General features: G+C 26.4%; 16 protein-coding genes. 9 read left to right on the plus strand and 7 right to left on the minus strand.

The window, feature by feature from the left end; genetic code table 11:
• Positions 1-4: 4 nt before the first annotated feature.
• The gene (locus LPB137_RS04405) at positions 5-1,702 is read left to right on the plus strand and encodes a ShlB/FhaC/HecB family hemolysin secretion/activation protein (RefSeq protein ID WP_076084893.1); all 1,698 of its coding nucleotides are present in this window, start codon (positions 5-7) and stop codon (positions 1,700-1,702) included.
• 119 nt (positions 1,703-1,821) lie between these two features.
• On the opposite strand, the gene LPB137_RS04410 is transcribed toward LPB137_RS04405, so the two are convergent.
• Together LPB137_RS04410 and LPB137_RS04415 are read right to left on the minus strand one after the other, a co-directional pair.
• Positions 1,822-2,529 carry a peroxiredoxin gene (locus tag LPB137_RS04410; protein WP_076084896.1) on the minus strand — a complete coding sequence of 236 codons (708 nt, stop codon included), beginning with the start codon at positions 2,527-2,529 and terminating at the stop codon, positions 1,822-1,824.
• Positions 2,530-2,719: 190 nt separating this feature from the next.
• On the minus strand, positions 2,720-3,835 hold the full coding sequence (locus LPB137_RS04415; protein WP_076084899.1) for a hybrid sensor histidine kinase/response regulator: 1,116 nt from the start codon (positions 3,833-3,835) through the stop codon (positions 2,720-2,722).
• A 96-nt stretch (positions 3,836-3,931) separates the two neighbouring features.
• Here LPB137_RS04415 and LPB137_RS04420 point away from each other — a divergent pair, with 96 nt between their 5' ends.
• The 3 genes from LPB137_RS04420 to LPB137_RS04430 all read left to right on the plus strand — a co-directional run bounded on the left by LPB137_RS04420 (position 3,932) and on the right by LPB137_RS04430 (position 7,445).
• Positions 3,932-5,128 (plus strand): response regulator, encoded by a 1,197-nt coding sequence (locus LPB137_RS04420; RefSeq protein ID WP_076084901.1) that lies wholly within the window; start codon positions 3,932-3,934, stop codon positions 5,126-5,128.
• Between the two features lie 309 nt (positions 5,129-5,437).
• A complete protein-coding gene (ychF, locus tag LPB137_RS04425) occupies positions 5,438-6,541 on the plus strand; it encodes a redox-regulated ATPase YchF (protein ID WP_076084903.1) in 1,104 nt (367 codons plus the stop codon).
• Between the two features lie 85 nt (positions 6,542-6,626).
• Entirely contained in the window at positions 6,627-7,445 is an 819-nt protein-coding gene (locus tag LPB137_RS04430) for an HDOD domain-containing protein (protein ID WP_076084905.1), read from the plus strand.
• Between the two features lie 22 nt (positions 7,446-7,467).
• Here the strand turns inward: LPB137_RS04430 and recO are convergent, their stop codons facing one another.
• Both recO and LPB137_RS04440 read right to left on the minus strand, forming a co-directional pair.
• Positions 7,468-8,082 (minus strand): recombination protein RecO, encoded by a 615-nt coding sequence (gene recO / locus LPB137_RS04435; RefSeq protein ID WP_076084907.1) that lies wholly within the window; start codon positions 8,080-8,082, stop codon positions 7,468-7,470.
• 8 nt (positions 8,083-8,090) lie between these two features.
• Positions 8,091-8,345 carry a hypothetical protein gene (locus LPB137_RS04440; RefSeq protein ID WP_076084909.1) on the minus strand — a complete coding sequence of 85 codons (255 nt, stop codon included), beginning with the start codon at positions 8,343-8,345 and terminating at the stop codon, positions 8,091-8,093.
• A gap of 116 nt (positions 8,346-8,461) precedes the next feature.
• Between LPB137_RS04440 and ppnP the strand changes: the two genes are divergently transcribed.
• Positions 8,462-8,782: a pyrimidine/purine nucleoside phosphorylase gene (ppnP, locus tag LPB137_RS04445; RefSeq protein WP_076084911.1), complete on the plus strand. Its 321-nt coding sequence runs from the start codon at positions 8,462-8,464 to the stop codon at positions 8,780-8,782.
• Between the two features lie 46 nt (positions 8,783-8,828).
• On the opposite strand, the gene LPB137_RS04450 is transcribed toward ppnP, so the two are convergent.
• Complete coding sequence (locus tag LPB137_RS04450; RefSeq protein WP_076084913.1) at positions 8,829-9,932, minus strand: nitrous oxide reductase accessory protein NosL; 1,104 nt, start codon at positions 9,930-9,932, stop codon at positions 8,829-8,831.
• Between the two features lie 92 nt (positions 9,933-10,024).
• Here LPB137_RS04450 and LPB137_RS14715 point away from each other — a divergent pair, with 92 nt between their 5' ends.
• Entirely contained in the window at positions 10,025-10,150 is a 126-nt protein-coding gene (locus LPB137_RS14715; RefSeq protein ID WP_265936467.1) for a hypothetical protein, read from the plus strand.
• A 69-nt stretch (positions 10,151-10,219) separates the two neighbouring features.
• Here the strand turns inward: LPB137_RS14715 and LPB137_RS04455 are convergent, their stop codons facing one another.
• Positions 10,220-10,603 (minus strand): class II SORL domain-containing protein, encoded by a 384-nt coding sequence (locus LPB137_RS04455; RefSeq protein WP_076089212.1) that lies wholly within the window; start codon positions 10,601-10,603, stop codon positions 10,220-10,222.
• Positions 10,604-10,743: 140 nt separating this feature from the next.
• Here LPB137_RS04455 and LPB137_RS04460 point away from each other — a divergent pair, with 140 nt between their 5' ends.
• The 3 genes from LPB137_RS04460 to LPB137_RS04470 all read left to right on the plus strand — a co-directional run bounded on the left by LPB137_RS04460 (position 10,744) and on the right by LPB137_RS04470 (position 13,115).
• Positions 10,744-11,565, plus strand: coding sequence for a thiamine-phosphate kinase (locus LPB137_RS04460; RefSeq protein WP_076084915.1), 822 nt, complete (start codon positions 10,744-10,746; stop codon positions 11,563-11,565).
• Positions 11,566-11,606: 41 nt separating this feature from the next.
• Positions 11,607-12,671, plus strand: coding sequence for a tRNA pseudouridine(13) synthase TruD (gene truD / locus LPB137_RS04465; RefSeq protein WP_076084917.1), 1,065 nt, complete (start codon positions 11,607-11,609; stop codon positions 12,669-12,671).
• An 87-nt stretch (positions 12,672-12,758) separates the two neighbouring features.
• Positions 12,759-13,115 carry a hypothetical protein gene (locus tag LPB137_RS04470; protein WP_076084920.1) on the plus strand — a complete coding sequence of 119 codons (357 nt, stop codon included), beginning with the start codon at positions 12,759-12,761 and terminating at the stop codon, positions 13,113-13,115.
• Positions 13,116-13,151: 36 nt separating this feature from the next.
• Here the strand turns inward: LPB137_RS04470 and LPB137_RS04475 are convergent, their stop codons facing one another.
• Positions 13,152-15,338, minus strand: coding sequence for a methyl-accepting chemotaxis protein (locus LPB137_RS04475; protein ID WP_076084923.1), 2,187 nt, complete (start codon positions 15,336-15,338; stop codon positions 13,152-13,154).
• Positions 15,339-15,372: the final 34 nt, after the last annotated feature.

A 15,372-nucleotide genomic window follows, 5' to 3' on the forward strand; every position in this document is an offset into this window, starting at 1 on the left:
AAAAATGAAACAAATGAATAAAATAATAACAATATCAGTACTAAGTTCTTCTATTCTTTTAGGAGCAACTGTACCAAATATAAGTGAAATACAAAAACAAGTAGTACCACCAAAAGATTTAATCAAACAAAAAGAGACTCCACTAGTAGAACTAGGTGGAGTTAAAAAATATGCTCCACCAATGAAAGATGATAAAAGTGGAAGAACAATCTTTGTAAAAAGCTTTAAAATAGATGGTGCTATTCATGTAAATGAAGATAAGTTGCAAAAACTCATCTCTTCTTATACAAATAAAGATTTAACTTTTAACCAATTACAAGAAGTAACAAGTGTAATTACAAAAGAGTATAGAAATCAAGGCTACTTTGTAGCAAGGGCTTATTTACCTGTTCAAAATATCAATAAGAATAATGGTGTAATTACAATTGCAATTATTGAAGGAAACTATGGAGAGTTTAAACTTGAAAATAATTCAAGAGTAAAAGATTCTGTAGTTCAAGGAATGATTGATAATGCAAAACAAAGAGATAATGTAATCTCAACAAATACACTTGAACGAGCTATGCTTATTATAAATGATACGCCAGGTGTAGTTGTAACTGCTGCTGATGTAATGCCAGGAAAACAAGTAGGAACATCAGACTTTGCAATTACAACACAAGAAAGTAATCTAATTGATGGATATATTGTAGCTGATAATACAGGAAGTAAATATACAGGAAAAAATAGAGTAATGGCTGGAGTTAATGTAAACTCACCATTTAAACTAGGAGATAAACTTTCTATTTCAGGACTTGTTTCAAATGGAGCAGATTTAAAAAATGGAAGAATAGCATATAGTTTACCTTTGGCTTCAAATGGTTTAAGAGGTGAAATGTCTTATTCTCAAACGAACTATTCACTTACAAAAGATTATGAATCATTAGATGCTGTAGGTACCTCAAAAACTTTAGATGCAACTATAACTTATCCAATAAAAAGAACAAGATTAGAGAATCTAAACCTATCTTTAAATATTGCTAATAAAGATTTAAAAGATGAAGTAAGAAGTACATCTTCTATCACAAAAAAAGACACAAAATCTTTAAACCTAGGATTAGCATATGATAAAAACTATCTAGCCTATGGAAAAAATACACAATCTCAAATAAATTTAAATCTTACATATGGAAAGTTAAACTTTGATGATATTGCAGATAAAATACTAGATGAAGCAGGAGCCAATACAAATGGTACTTATTCAAAAGTAAATCTAAAACTATCAAATACAATTGCTTTGACAAATAAATTTACATTTGATTCGTCTTTAAAAATGCAATATGCTCTAGGAAATAAAAACCTAGATGGAAGTGAAGATTTTTCTGTAGGAGGAGCTAGTGGAGTTAAACTATATCCATCAGGTGAATTAAGTGCTGAAAATGGATATTTATTAAATCTTGAAGCAAAATATAGATTGCCAAACCTAAATAAACTATCAAATACTGTAGGAGTATTTTATGATAGAGGAAGAGTTTTTATGTCTGATAATAGTCAAGTAACATTTGAAGCTAAGTCATTACAAGATGTAGGAGTAGGGTATTATGCATCTTATGATAATTTCTTTGGAAAACTACAAGTAGCATGGAATGCAAATAGTAAAGATGTTACAAGTGAAGAAAATAGAAACTCTAGGGTTTTATTTCAAGGTGGTTTGAGTTTCTAGGAACTTAAATCTCATAGTTGCGGTCAAAATGCTAGTAACATAAAGGGCTGACCGCAAGTATCAAATTTATATAAAAAGAAGGGTTAGTACTATGACTAACCCTTTATTAGTTTAAACTATTAAGAAAGAATTTCTTCAATAGTAATATAATCACCAACTCTACCAGTCATTTGCTCTACGTCAGTATTTACTGGAAGTGTTTTTTTACCTGGTCTCCAACCTGCTGGACAAACTTCACCTGTAGCAGTTGCATGTTGCCAAGCTCTAACTTGTCTTAAGAATTCATTTACGTTTCTTCCAACCATTGGTGCTTGAACTTCCTGTGCTACACAAATTCCTTCTGGATTGAATAAGAATCTACCTCTTAAAGCCATTCCTTCTTCTTCAATTAATACTCCAAATTTTTCACTAACTTCAGTAGTTGAATCAGCACCAATAGTAAGTTTTAATCCTTCTAAAATTGGTTCAGTTTCTACAAATCTTTTATGTGAAAATTTAGTATCTGTTGATACTGCTAAAATTTCTACACCTAATTCTTGAAATTCATCATAGTGTGCATTCATAGCTGCAATCTCTGTTGGACAAACAAATGTAAAGTCTGCTGGGTAGAAACAAACTACTGCCCATTTACCCATATAATCTTTATCTGAAACTGTTGTGTAGTGACCTGTTTTTGCATCATATGCATCCATTTTAAACTGTGGCATTAATTTTTGAACCATACTTGAACTCATTTTTTTATCCTTTTTTATTTCTGTATTATTTTCTATATGATTATTATTTAAATTATTTTCTTTTCTAGCTTTTACACTTGTATCACAAGCCATATTAAATCCTTTCTCTCAAAGGATAATATTTTTCCTTTGATAAAAGTATTCTAATATAATAAAAATAAAATTTTGCTTAATTTTAATAAGAATAACTTATTTTATTAAATAAGTTATTCTTATAATATTTTTAAAAAAATGATTTTGATTATTAAGTAATACTATTCTAGATAGATTATGTAAGTAGATTTTATAAAATTTCTATTTCAATATTAAATTTAGCACCCATGTATTTAATATCTTCATATATTAACTCTTCGTTTACTGCAGTTATTGTTCCTTTTAAGTGTTTTTCTACAATCTGTTTTGACATATGTAATCCAATACCGTTCCCTTCCTCTTTTTTTGTAGTAAAGTATAGTTGAAAAATATTATTCATATGTTTTTTTTGAATTCCACCTGCATTATCTTGTATTGATATTAGTAGTTTATTATCTATTTTTTTAGTAGTGATTTTTATTACTTTTGCATGATCAACTTTTGATAATTCATCTATTGCATTTTTTTTTATATTTATTAAAACTTGTATTAGCTCATTTTCATAATTGTAAACTTGAGTATCTTCTATATCTTTTATAATAGTTATATCAAAAGTCTTTAATTGTGAGATAATTAATTTATCAATTTTTTCTAAAGTGTTTTTAATATAGAAAGTAGATTCATATTTATTAGGTTTTAAATAAGATTGAAAATCATTAAGTGTTGTATTCATATAATTGAAAGCATCATTCATATTAGAAATCATATTATCTAAACTATCATTTTTATCAATTAGATTACCAAATTCTTTTTCTAATTTGATTCCAGAAGAGCATATAGATATTGTATTTAAAGGCTGTCTCCATTGATGTGCAATATTTGGTAGCATTTCTCCCATTGCAGCCATTTTTAATTGACTAAATATTGCGCTTTCTATTTTCAAACTTTCTTCTTTTTCTAAAAGTTTAGTTTGAAATTTCTCTAATTCTCTAATTATAATATTAAAATCTATTGGTTTTGCTATAAACTTATACACATCAAGTTTAATTGCTTCAATAAAATAATCAGTTTTTTCAAAGGTAGATATAAAAATAATAGGAATATTTAAGTTGTTTTTTAATAACTCATTATATAAATAAACACCACTTAAATTAGGCATATTTAGTTCAGAAATAATAATATCTGGTTTTATGTTATTTATATTATTTAATGCTTCGATTCCATCTGAAAATGGATATAGAGACTGTACTTTAGGAGCTATTATATCGATGAATTGTTTTATTATTGTCTCATCATTTTCAATTATTATTATATTTAAGTTTTGCATTATTTATCTACCTTTTCTGATCTATAATAATCTTATCATATTTTTAAGTGAAATAAGTTAAAATGACAAAAACTACAATAATAGGTATTTAAGATAATGGAATCGAATTTTTTAAAGAGTATTAGTATATTAATCGTAGATGATAATGAATCAGATTTAGAAATAATCGATAAATCAATAAGTCGATACTTTAAAGAAGTACATACTGCTTCAAATGGTGTAGATGCTTTTGAAATTTACAAGAATAACAAAAATATTGATATTATAATATCAGACATTAATATGCCTAAAATCAATGGATTAGAATTACTTGAACTTATAAGACGTTCAGATATGTATCTACCATTTTTAATTGTCTCTGCTACATTTGATCAAGAAATGCTTATTAATGCAATTAATTTAAATGTTAGTTCTTTTCTTCCTAAACCTATTAATTTACAATCATTAATTGAAAAAATTGATATGCTTTGTGAAAGAAAATATTTTAAATATAAAGAAGAGTTAAGAAAAAATGAAATAACGAATTATTTAGATTCAGTAAACAGCGTAGCTTATATCTATAAAATGGATTCTGATGGTAAAATATCATATATGAATAATTTGATGTTTGAAATCACAGGATATAAAGAAAAAGACATAAAAAGTTTATCTTTCACAGATATTATTCATCCTCATATACCTAAAAGTACTATTGTTGATACTTTTAAGACTTTAAAAGAGGGAAAACTTTGGAAAGGTAATACGAAATTTATAAGTAAAACAAAAGAAGAATTTTATTTAAATAATACAATTTTTAAACTAGTTAGTGAAGAAGATAGTTATATTACTATATCTTTTTTAACTACAAAAGAAAATCTTGAAAAAAGAGATTTTCATAAAAAAGTTATACAAAATATGAATGAGTTACACTCTCGTGAGTTTTATTATAAAAAAAAGTTAGAAAAACTTTCTTCTGAAAAAATGGATTTAATAGTAAAGGTTAATGCTACATCTAATTTAGAAGATAAAATACTTTCTTTAAATTCACAAATTGACAAATATGAAAAAGAGTTGACATCAAAAGATGAAAAATATGACTTAATGTTAAAATCGAAAAAAGAAGAAATTGAGAAGTTTATTGAAAAAGCACAAAAAGAAATGATAAAAAATAGTGATTCTCAAAATTTTAAAGATTCAAATAACAGTAAAGTAAAAGCACTGATAATAGAAAATGAAAAATATAAAAAACTTAATAATAAACTAATTAAACGTGTTAAAGACCTAGAAGAAGTTTTTAAAATAGAAAAGAGATAGTTTATTAGATAAGGATGATGAGAAATTATATTTTTTCTTTTTATCAATATTATTTTATTAAGTACACTTTATCTATTTCTTTGGGATTTTTGTTTATAATCTGTTTATAAAAAATACCTTCCTATATTGTAGGAATTCTTTTGATAGTGTTTTTAAATTTGTCATTTTTAGTCCTTATAAAATCCTTGTGATTTGATAAATATTGATATTTGATTTTACTACTATGTATAATAAGAGCTCTCAAAAAAGTACTATATAATGGATGTTGTAGATTAATTATAGAAAATAAATAATGATAAAAGGAAATAAATGGGATTAGGTGTAGGAATCGTAGGATTACCAAATATAGGAAAGTCAACAACGTTTAATGCGTTAACTAAAGCACAGAATGCTGAAGCACAGAATTATCCATTTTGTACTATTGAGCCAAATAAGGCAGTTGTTCCAGTACCTGATAAAAGATTAGATGCATTAGCTAAAATTGTTGATCCAGAGAAAATTCAGCACTCAACAATTGATTTTGTTGATATTGCAGGTTTAGTAAAAGGTGCATCAAAAGGTGAGGGCTTAGGAAATCAATTCTTATCTAATATTAGAGAGGTTGAAGTTATCTTACATATGGTTAGATGTTTTGAAGATGAAAATGTTGTTCATGTTGAAGGTGGAATAGATCCTTTAAGAGATATTGAAATCATTGAAACAGAACTTATTTATGCAGATATCACACAAGTTGAAAAAAAATGTGATAAGCTAAAAAAAGAATCAAAATTTGATAAAATTGCAGCAGCTAAATTACCAATTGCACAAGCTTTATTAGCTCATTTAGAAGATTTAAAATCTGCATCTTCATTTGAAGATAGAGATGATGAAAACTTTATTGATTTAGATAGAGAGTTAAGATTATTATCAAATAAAAGCATAATTTATGGAACAAATGTTGATGAAGATTCGTTAGCAGATGGTGGAAATAAATATGTTGATTTAGTAAAAGAACATGCAAATAGTGTTAATGCTGATGTAATTGTATTATGTGCAAAAATTGAAGAAGAACTTGTTGGACTAGAAGATGATGAAGCACAAGAATTTTTAACAGATTTAGGTGTAGAAGAATCTGGTTTAGAGCAAATTATTCATAAAGCATTTGATAAATTAGGTCTTCAATCATATTTTACAGCTGGTAAAATGGAAGTTAGAGCATGGACTATAAAAAAAGAAACTAAAGCACCTCAAGCTGCTGCCGTAATTCATAATGACTTTGAAAAAGGTTTTATTAAAGCAGAAGTTATAGCTTTTGAAGATTTTGTATCATTAGGTGGAGAAGCAAAAGCAAAAGAAGCTGGAAAGTTAAGACTTGAAGGTAAGGATTATGTTGTTAAAGATGGTGATGTGATGCACTTTAGGTTTAATAACTAATCTAAAGTTAGAAATTTAAATAATTCATTAACAATTGATAATTAATTAGATATAATTAAAAAATAATAAAAACTTAGGAGTTGTTTTGTCTGTTAATATAGTAGAAAAAATTGAGTCTTTACCTCCATTACCAAAGACAATTATAGAAATTGAAGAGTTTAGAAAAAAGTATGAAAAAGAAGCTCCTGAATTATTAGAAATAATAGAAAAAGATGCTTTAATAATCTCGACTTTATTAAAAATTTCTAACTCTGCAATGTTTGGGTTTAGATCAAAAGTCGAGACACCAGGTAGAGCAATTAATTTACTTGGAATTAATTTTACAATTTCTATTGCTATTGGTGGAACAGTACAAAACTTACTTAATACAAATTTAGAACCTTATGGAATTTCAAGTGATGATTTTATGAAAGCTTCAAATCTTTCTTCAACACTTACAAGTTTATGGTTATCAAAAGTTGATTTTGAGTTGAAAGATGAATTATTACTTCCTACTTTATTACAAGAAGCAGGGAAGTTTATATTAGCAGATATAATTACATCTGAAAAAAAGACTGAAGAGTTCAAAGCAATAATTGTTTCAGGTGCACCTTTATCAGAAGCAGAAAGAAAAACCGTTGGACTTACTACATCTGAAATTACAGCTAAAATATTTAGACATTGGAAGTTAAGTGAAAATTTAATTGATTTAATTGAGTTTGTTGATGATATTCCAAAATGTAATGATGCCGTTAAAGAAAAAGCACAAATCCTTGATGTAATCAAAACAGTTTGTGATATTTCTAATCCACTAAGTGATGAAAATGTTGCAAAAGGGATTGAAAAAGCTTCTAGATATGGCTTGAATGTTAAAGCATTAGAACAATCAATAGAAAAACTACAAGATAGATTATTAGACGAATAAAGTCTAATAATTCTACTTTAAATTATAAACCTTGTAAAATTATATTCCATAAATACTCAACTTCTTCATCATTTAAATTAATCAACTTCTTTTCTTCAAATAATTCTTTTATTTTTTTTATTTCGAATATTCTTGAATAAGTACATTTTGCATGTACAGGTAAAAAACCTCTAACTAGTGAAATGTTTTCTGTAATTTTATTTTCACATATTAAACATTCATAATCAGTGTGAAGTCGTCCTTCATATTCTAAAATAGAAAGATATGATTCACAAATTGCTCTAAGTGCATTTTGTTTAATCATTATATGTACTAAATTATCTAAATTATAAAAATAAAATGCATCAATTTCTTCTAAATCTTTTAAATGCGGTTTAAAATTTTTTATAAATCTTTGCCAACAATACATTTTTTCATAATCTAAAATCCAAGGGAATCCAAGCTGAATTACGTCTTTTAATCTTGGTATTGTTGAGCGAGTTTCTTCTAGTTCAAAGTCTATTTTATAGCCTATATTTATATTAGAGTGTCTAGCTCCATAAAATCTATAAGTAGTTAAAATAGATGTTTCTGTTAATATTGTTACTATTAAGTCATCATCTTTTACAGGTTTAATATCTATAATATAACCTTGCATAAAAAGTTTTAGTCCTCTTTTCTCATTTCATTTATTTCTTCCATGATTTCTTTTGCTTCTTCATCATCAATTTCATTTTCTTCTAAATCTTTTAACATTTCATTAAAGTCATCTCTCATTTCTTGCATTGAAGCTAATTCTTCTTTTGTTCTTTCATCTTCTTTTTTTGCTGCAATTATTTCAAATAATTCATCTATATAATCTTCTATTTCAATTAGTACATCATTTTTTATTAAAGAGGCTAATTCTTCTTGAATTGTCATTATTTATCCTTGTTAATTTATTTTTGATTATATCAAAAAAGAACTAGCCTTTTGCTTCAATAAAAGCAAATAAAAAATCTGATATAATCTTGTAAATAATTATGTAAGGAAATTAAATGGCAGAATTTAATAATGTTTCTATAGCAAAAGCTGCAAGTGTTCTTTTTGAAGGTAATATCACTAGTAGAAGTATTGAATTTGAAGACGGTTCAAGAAAAACTTTAGGAATTATGTTACCTGGTGAATATGAATTAAATACGGTTCATACACAAATAATGGATATTCAAAGAGGTAATTTAGAAGTTTTATTACCTGCAAAAGAATGGGTTACATATGAAGGGCCGACAACATTCGAGGTTCCAGCAAATTCAAAATTTAAATTAAGAGTACATTCACTAGTTGATTATTGTTGTCATTTTGTAAAAAATGGAATATAAATAGTACTTATTAAAACAATGCGGACTTAACCGCATTGCACTTTTATTAATATAAAAGTTCTTCTTTAATCTCTTCAAATTTTAATATCTTTTTCCCAAAATGACTTTTTGAAAAACTATTAGCTTCTTTTTTATTTTTAAAAGGAATTAACTCTTCTCCCATTGGTCCATATATATTAGATCCTATTACATAAAAAGCATTCTTAGCATCAATTGCATTTAAAGTATAATAATCTGTTACTAGCATTTTTGATATATCATTTTTTGAATGATTATGTTCAAATTTCTCAGGATTAAAATAAAACTTCATCATATCTTTTACACCATCAAAATAATGAGTATGTTTTTCTTTAACATCTATTTGAGCAACCCATTTTGGATATTTTGAAACAAACATTCCACATACCGGACATTTTGCATCATTAGGTACTTTTATCATCTTATCTTTATTTGCAGCTAATACAGGATCATATAAAAAAATAGCTACAGCTTGTTGCATTTTAGGTTTTAAAGGTTTACATAGATTATTATCTATAATATATTTTTTACTTTCACCAACTGAATTAAATTCAGGATATACATCTTGCTTACACATAGCTGCATATATCTTTTTGCCTTTTTTTGCCATTTTAATTCTATTTTTATCAACTTTTGTATTATCTTTTTTCATAGAGTTTTTCGCAATTTCTAAAGCTTCATCAAATGTATGAATTTTTCCACCGAACTTTTTTTGAAATGTCTTTGCTTCATTTTCATTTAAAAAAGCATATTTACTAATAGCACTCATTGTTCCTTTTTTAGAACTTCCTACTACATAATAAGCATCTTTAGCATTAATAAGTTTTAAAGAGTTTGTATCTACAACCTCTATACTTTTTATTTTATCTTTGTGATGATTATGTATCTTTGCTTGACAATGAATTGAACAATATTGTTCTTTGTTTCCATTTTTAAATGTACTAACATGAGAAGTTTTATAAAACTTTGTAAGATGCATTCCACATACATTACAAAATTCCTTACTTGAATCAGTTTTAACTAAAGTTGCATCTTTAGGATTTACTGTTTGAAACATTTTATTTTCAGCTGCACTTGCCGTTGTAAAAAGTAATCCAATAATAGCAAGTGAAATTAACAATTTTTTTAACATATTTGTCCTTTGTGTATTTGTAAAAGTATATAATGAATAAGTTAAATTAATGTTAATATTTAGTAAGATAAGTTTTTTTAAGGAGAATTATAATGAGAAATTTTTTTATCATAGGAATTGTTGTTATTGCAATGGCTTATATGTTTTCAATTTTAGCTACAAAATATGAAACAATTAAGACTACAAATGAAACAATAAATAAAGTGAATAATAAATAAGCTATTTATAAAACATAAAAAAAGGTAGAAGCTAAAAGCTCCTACCTTTTTAATTTATATTAATTAAAATTACGAAACAGTAACAGTAACTGGAGTTGATTCCCAGATACCATGTTTAGTACAGTAACCATGAGCTACTAAGTTTAATTTTTTTCCAGTTGGAATAATTGTGAAAGTAGTAGTATTATGTGCTTTAACATTTCCTAATGTTCCTGGAACGTAAGTAGCTACTGCTAATTTAGTTTCACCATTAAATAATGTAACTGATTCAATATAGTGATCAAAATCATCTGGATGAGTATATTCGTTACCCATTTTAACTGTTACTTCAAAAGGCTCACCTGCAACTGCAGTTTCAGCACAGTGAATAAATGGACTGTGTCTATCAATTAAATCTTTTTTTGCTTCTCTTTCTACTGTATCAATATCAACGTATTTGTTAATTTTTGGCATATTATCTCCTGTATTTTTTAAATTAGATTTATTATACAATAATTTTATTAAAATAAATAGGATATTTTTTATCCTATATGAATAATTATCCAAAATATGATTATACGTGTATATTTTGCTCATATTTGGTATAATCACGAATGAATAAAGAAGACTATTTTATAAAACAATTTTCAAGTAATAAAATTATTGGTGATGATGGGGCAGTTATTAAAAATACTGTTTACTCAATGGATGCATTTTTCCAAAATGTTCATTTCAAAAAAGAGTGGATGAGTTTAAAACAAATTGCTTATAAGTCTATGATAGTGAATATCTCAGATGCAATTGCTATGAATGCAAAACCAAAGTATGCACTTTTAAGTGTAGCAATTCCAAGTACCTATAAAAAACAAGATTTAAAAGATTTAGCAAAAGGTTTTAAAAAAGCTGCTAAAGAGTTTGGAATACAAATTATTGGTGGCGATACAATATCAAATGAAAAACTTGATATTTCTGTGACAATTGTTTCAAAAACAAAAAATCCAATCTATAGATCTGGTGTTAAAAAAGAGGACTTACTTTGTTATACAGGTGAGTTAGGATCTTGTAAAAAAGATTTAGAAAAACTTTTTTCAAACAAAAAAGTTTCAAAAAAATCAAAATTTATAAAACCAAAATTAAACCCTGAGTTTTTTTATGAAATATCAAAATATGTAAATGCATCTTTAGATATCTCTGATGGTTTATTTTTTGAACTTGAAAGATTATCAAAAGCTTCAAAAGTAGGTTTTGAGTTTTTTAAGAAAATACATGAAGATATTGGAACATCAGGAGAAGAGTATGAAATGCTTTTTTCTTTCTCAAAAAAAGATTTAAAAAGAATTGAAAAAATAGCAAAAAAATATAAAGTGAAATTAAATATATTTGCTAAAGCAGTTGAAGGTAAATATGAAACTAAAAGTAAAAACCACCACTTTTAAAAATAAATAATATAAAAAATAAAAATATACAAGGAAATATATTGAGCCAATTACAAAGATACTTAAACCATTCAAACATTGATGTTTTATTTAAACAAAACAAAGATGATTTTGTTGTTACAGAAATACCGTTATATGAATTTTCAGGTGAAGGCGAGCATTTAGTTTTAAAAATTAGGAAAAAAGATTTAGCAACTTGGGATGCTTTAGAAATAATTGCAAAATTTGTTGGTTGTAGAAGCAGAGATATTGGTTATGCAGGACTTAAAGATAAAAATGCAATGACAGTTCAAAGTATTTCTATTCATAAGCAATACGAAGAAAAGTTAAAAACATTTAATCATCCAAATATCAAGATTTTAGATACGACTTATCATAATAATAAAATCAAAGTAGGGCATTTAAAAGGTAATAGTTTTTTTATTAGACTTAAAAGAGTAAATGTAATTGATTCAAGAAAAATTGAAAGTGCTTTAGGAAGTATTGTATCTTTAGGTATGCCAAATTACTTTGGATTTCAGCGATTTGGAATTGATGGTGATAATTACAAAAAAGGCAAGGCAATTATTGAAGGAACTTTAAAAGAAAAAAGAAGAAACTTAAAGCAAATGTATATAAATGCTTATCAATCTCATTTATTTAATTCTTGGCTTTCTAAAAGAATTGAAATCTCAAAACTTGTAGATGCTTTTGAACCAAAAGAGATTTATCAAAAATTAAACCTACCTCTAGATGTTGTAAAAAGAATGAAAAAACAAAAACATCCATTAAAAATTATGACAGGAGATTTATTATCTCATTATCCGTTTGGAAAGATTTTTACAATTGAAGATTTAGAAACTGAATCTGATAAATTCTTTGAAAGAGATAGAGTTCCAACTGGCTTATTATCAGGGAAAAGAGTTAAAAATTCAGTAGATTTAGCTTATGAAATAGAAAAAGAATTCGAAGCACCAACAGGTGAAGATGGAGCAAGAAGATTTGCTTGGGTTTTTCCTTCTGATGTTGAAAGTAACTATAAAGAGGATAAAAACTGGATGGAATTAAAGTTTACATTACCAAAAGGTTGTTATGCAACTGAATTAATTGCTGAAATAATTCACTAATAATTTAATAATAACTTTTAAATAAGTGTCTTTTACTTAAGTTTAAATTGGTTAAAATTGATAACTTAATGGTTTTAAAGGACATTTATGAAATATGAAGAATTAATAAGTGAATTATGTGATGTAATAAAAGAATCAGAAAATAATGCAGCTTTAATATATGAAGACTTAGAATGGATAAATCAAACTGTTGATAGTTTCTCTCTTTTATCACATGAAAAAGAAAAAGTTCAAAAAAAAGTTTCAAATGCTTTAGGTTTATTACAACACCAAGATTTACATAGACAAAAAATAGAAAGAGTTGTAAATTTTGTATGTGAACACAATAATATAGACAAAACTAAATATGGTTTAGCTCCAAGTGCCAAAAACATTGATTCTTCAGATGAGATTATCAATGAAGATGAATTAGAAGCACTTATTAAACAAATGCAAGCTCAATAAAAGAAGATTAACTTCTTTTATTCTTTAGATAAAATATTACTTTTTACAAGCAATTCTTTTTACATTATTTAAGTTTCCAAATATTCTAAGAGAATTTAACTCTACTTCTTTTGCTTTTTGATTTAAAATTTCATTATTTTCTTTGTTTGCATTTGCATCTACTAGTGATTGTAAATCATTATGAAATTGTTTGTTTAGTTCAGTTATTTTATTCATAGTTTCTATATCTATTTTTTTACCTGAATTTAGATGATTATTTGACCATTGCTCTAAACTTGTATTTTCTTTTACTTTCCATGAGTTAAAAGTGCCTAATTTTGCATAAACTTCATCTTTTGTATTTAATATATCAACTTTTATTTGTGCCGTATCATAAACTAAATCCACATCACAAACTTTATCCATAGTTTCTTCTATAAATGAAGCTCTAGAAGCTGCTGTAACAAGTGCATTTGACATATCAGAAATATTTTTTGCCATATCAGAGATTTCATCTGCCACTTGTGCATTTTTTTGTGTTGCTTGATCTAATGTATTAACAGCATCATTAATTTGTATAATACCTCTTTCTTGCTCTTTAGATGCATTGGCAACTTCTTCGATAATTGTGATTGTGTTAGATATATTTTGATTTAATTCACTGTATCCTTCTATCATATTATCTGAAATTGTTTTTCCATGTTGAGCTTTTGATGTTGCTGCTTCTACAATATTTTTAATCTCTTTAGCAGCTTCTGCACTTCTACTTGCAAGATTTCTTACTTCTTGTGCAACAACAGCAAAACCTTTTCCAGCTTCTCCTGCAGTTGCTGCTTCAACAGCTGCATTTAAAGATAAAATATTTGTTTGGAATGCAATTTGATCAATAACTTCAATTGCATCATTAATAGATGATACTTGTACATTTATTTCATCCATAGATTCTGCTGTTCTATTTGCAAGTTCTTGACCTGTTTTTGCTGAACCTGTAACATTCTGAGCTAACTTTGACATTTTAACAGTCGATTGTGTATTAGCACTTATTATCGCTGTGATTTCTTCTAATGCCGCAGCTGTTTCCTCTAAAGAAGCTGCTTGTTGATTTGAAGAAAGTGATAAATTATTTGAGGCACTTGATAAAACAGCAGTATTTTGATTCAAGGAATCACCTGTATTCATAATCATTGCTAAAATTTCTGATGTATTATTTCCTACTAGTTTAATTCCAGCTGTTAAAGAACCTAAATCTCCATATATTCCTTCATCATCAATCTTATGATCAAATTTTGATTCAGAATATTTTCTAAGAGTATCATTGATTTTATCTAGCGTATCTTTTGTGTTTTTGATCATTTCATTTAATTTATTTTTTAAATCTTCAACATGAGGGTTTGATGCAGTTTCTCCTACTTGATAAACAAAAAAACCATTACTAGCTTTCTCTAAAATATCACTTGCTTCTTCAATTACAATTTCATCTTTCTTAAGACCGGCTCTTACTTTATCCATATAAGAATTAAATAGCTGCGATACTTCACCTATTTCATCTTTTGATTCTACATTTAATGAAATTGATGGATCATTTGATTCAAGTAAGTTTTCAAAACCTTTTTTAAGTTTTTCAATTGGATTTGTAGCTTTTTTAACAATAAGTAATATTAGTATAATTGTTAACAATCCTAAAACAGCCGATATAAATGAAATATATAATACTAATTCTGAGATTTCACTATCTGCTTTGTCAAGGGAAAATGTTAAGTCCATTACACCAATTACATCACCTTCTTTTTGATTTGCATGACACATTAGACATTCTTGTGTTGCAATCATAGGCTTAATCATTCTAATATTATGACCTTGATTATTGTTTGTTTCTAAAAGGGCAGATTTTTTACTTTTAAATGCTTTTATAGTTTCTATATCTTTAGTGAAAATAGATTCAGAAGGATATAATTCCATTAATTCTTTGCTTTTTGCAACTGTGAGATTTTTTACACCCTCAATTTTTCTAGCATCATCTTCTGCTTTTGCAATTTGAGCAGGATCTCCAGTGTTCATTGCATTTTTTAAACTTTGGAACATTGCTGCATTTAGCATCGCAAGATTTTCTTTTTTATTAGTAATCAAGTCTTCTGATACTTTTGAAGTACTTAAAATAACAATTGCAATACTTGAAATTGTCATTAAAATAAAGAGTGCAAAAATAATCTTATTACTAATTTTTTTTGTTATTAAATCAATCATGATACTAACCTTTTAGTTTAAGTACAAATATTAT

It is taken from the genome of Poseidonibacter parvus (assembly GCF_001956695.1).
GTDB classification, from domain to species: Bacteria; Campylobacterota; Campylobacteria; order Campylobacterales; family Arcobacteraceae; genus Poseidonibacter; species Poseidonibacter parvus.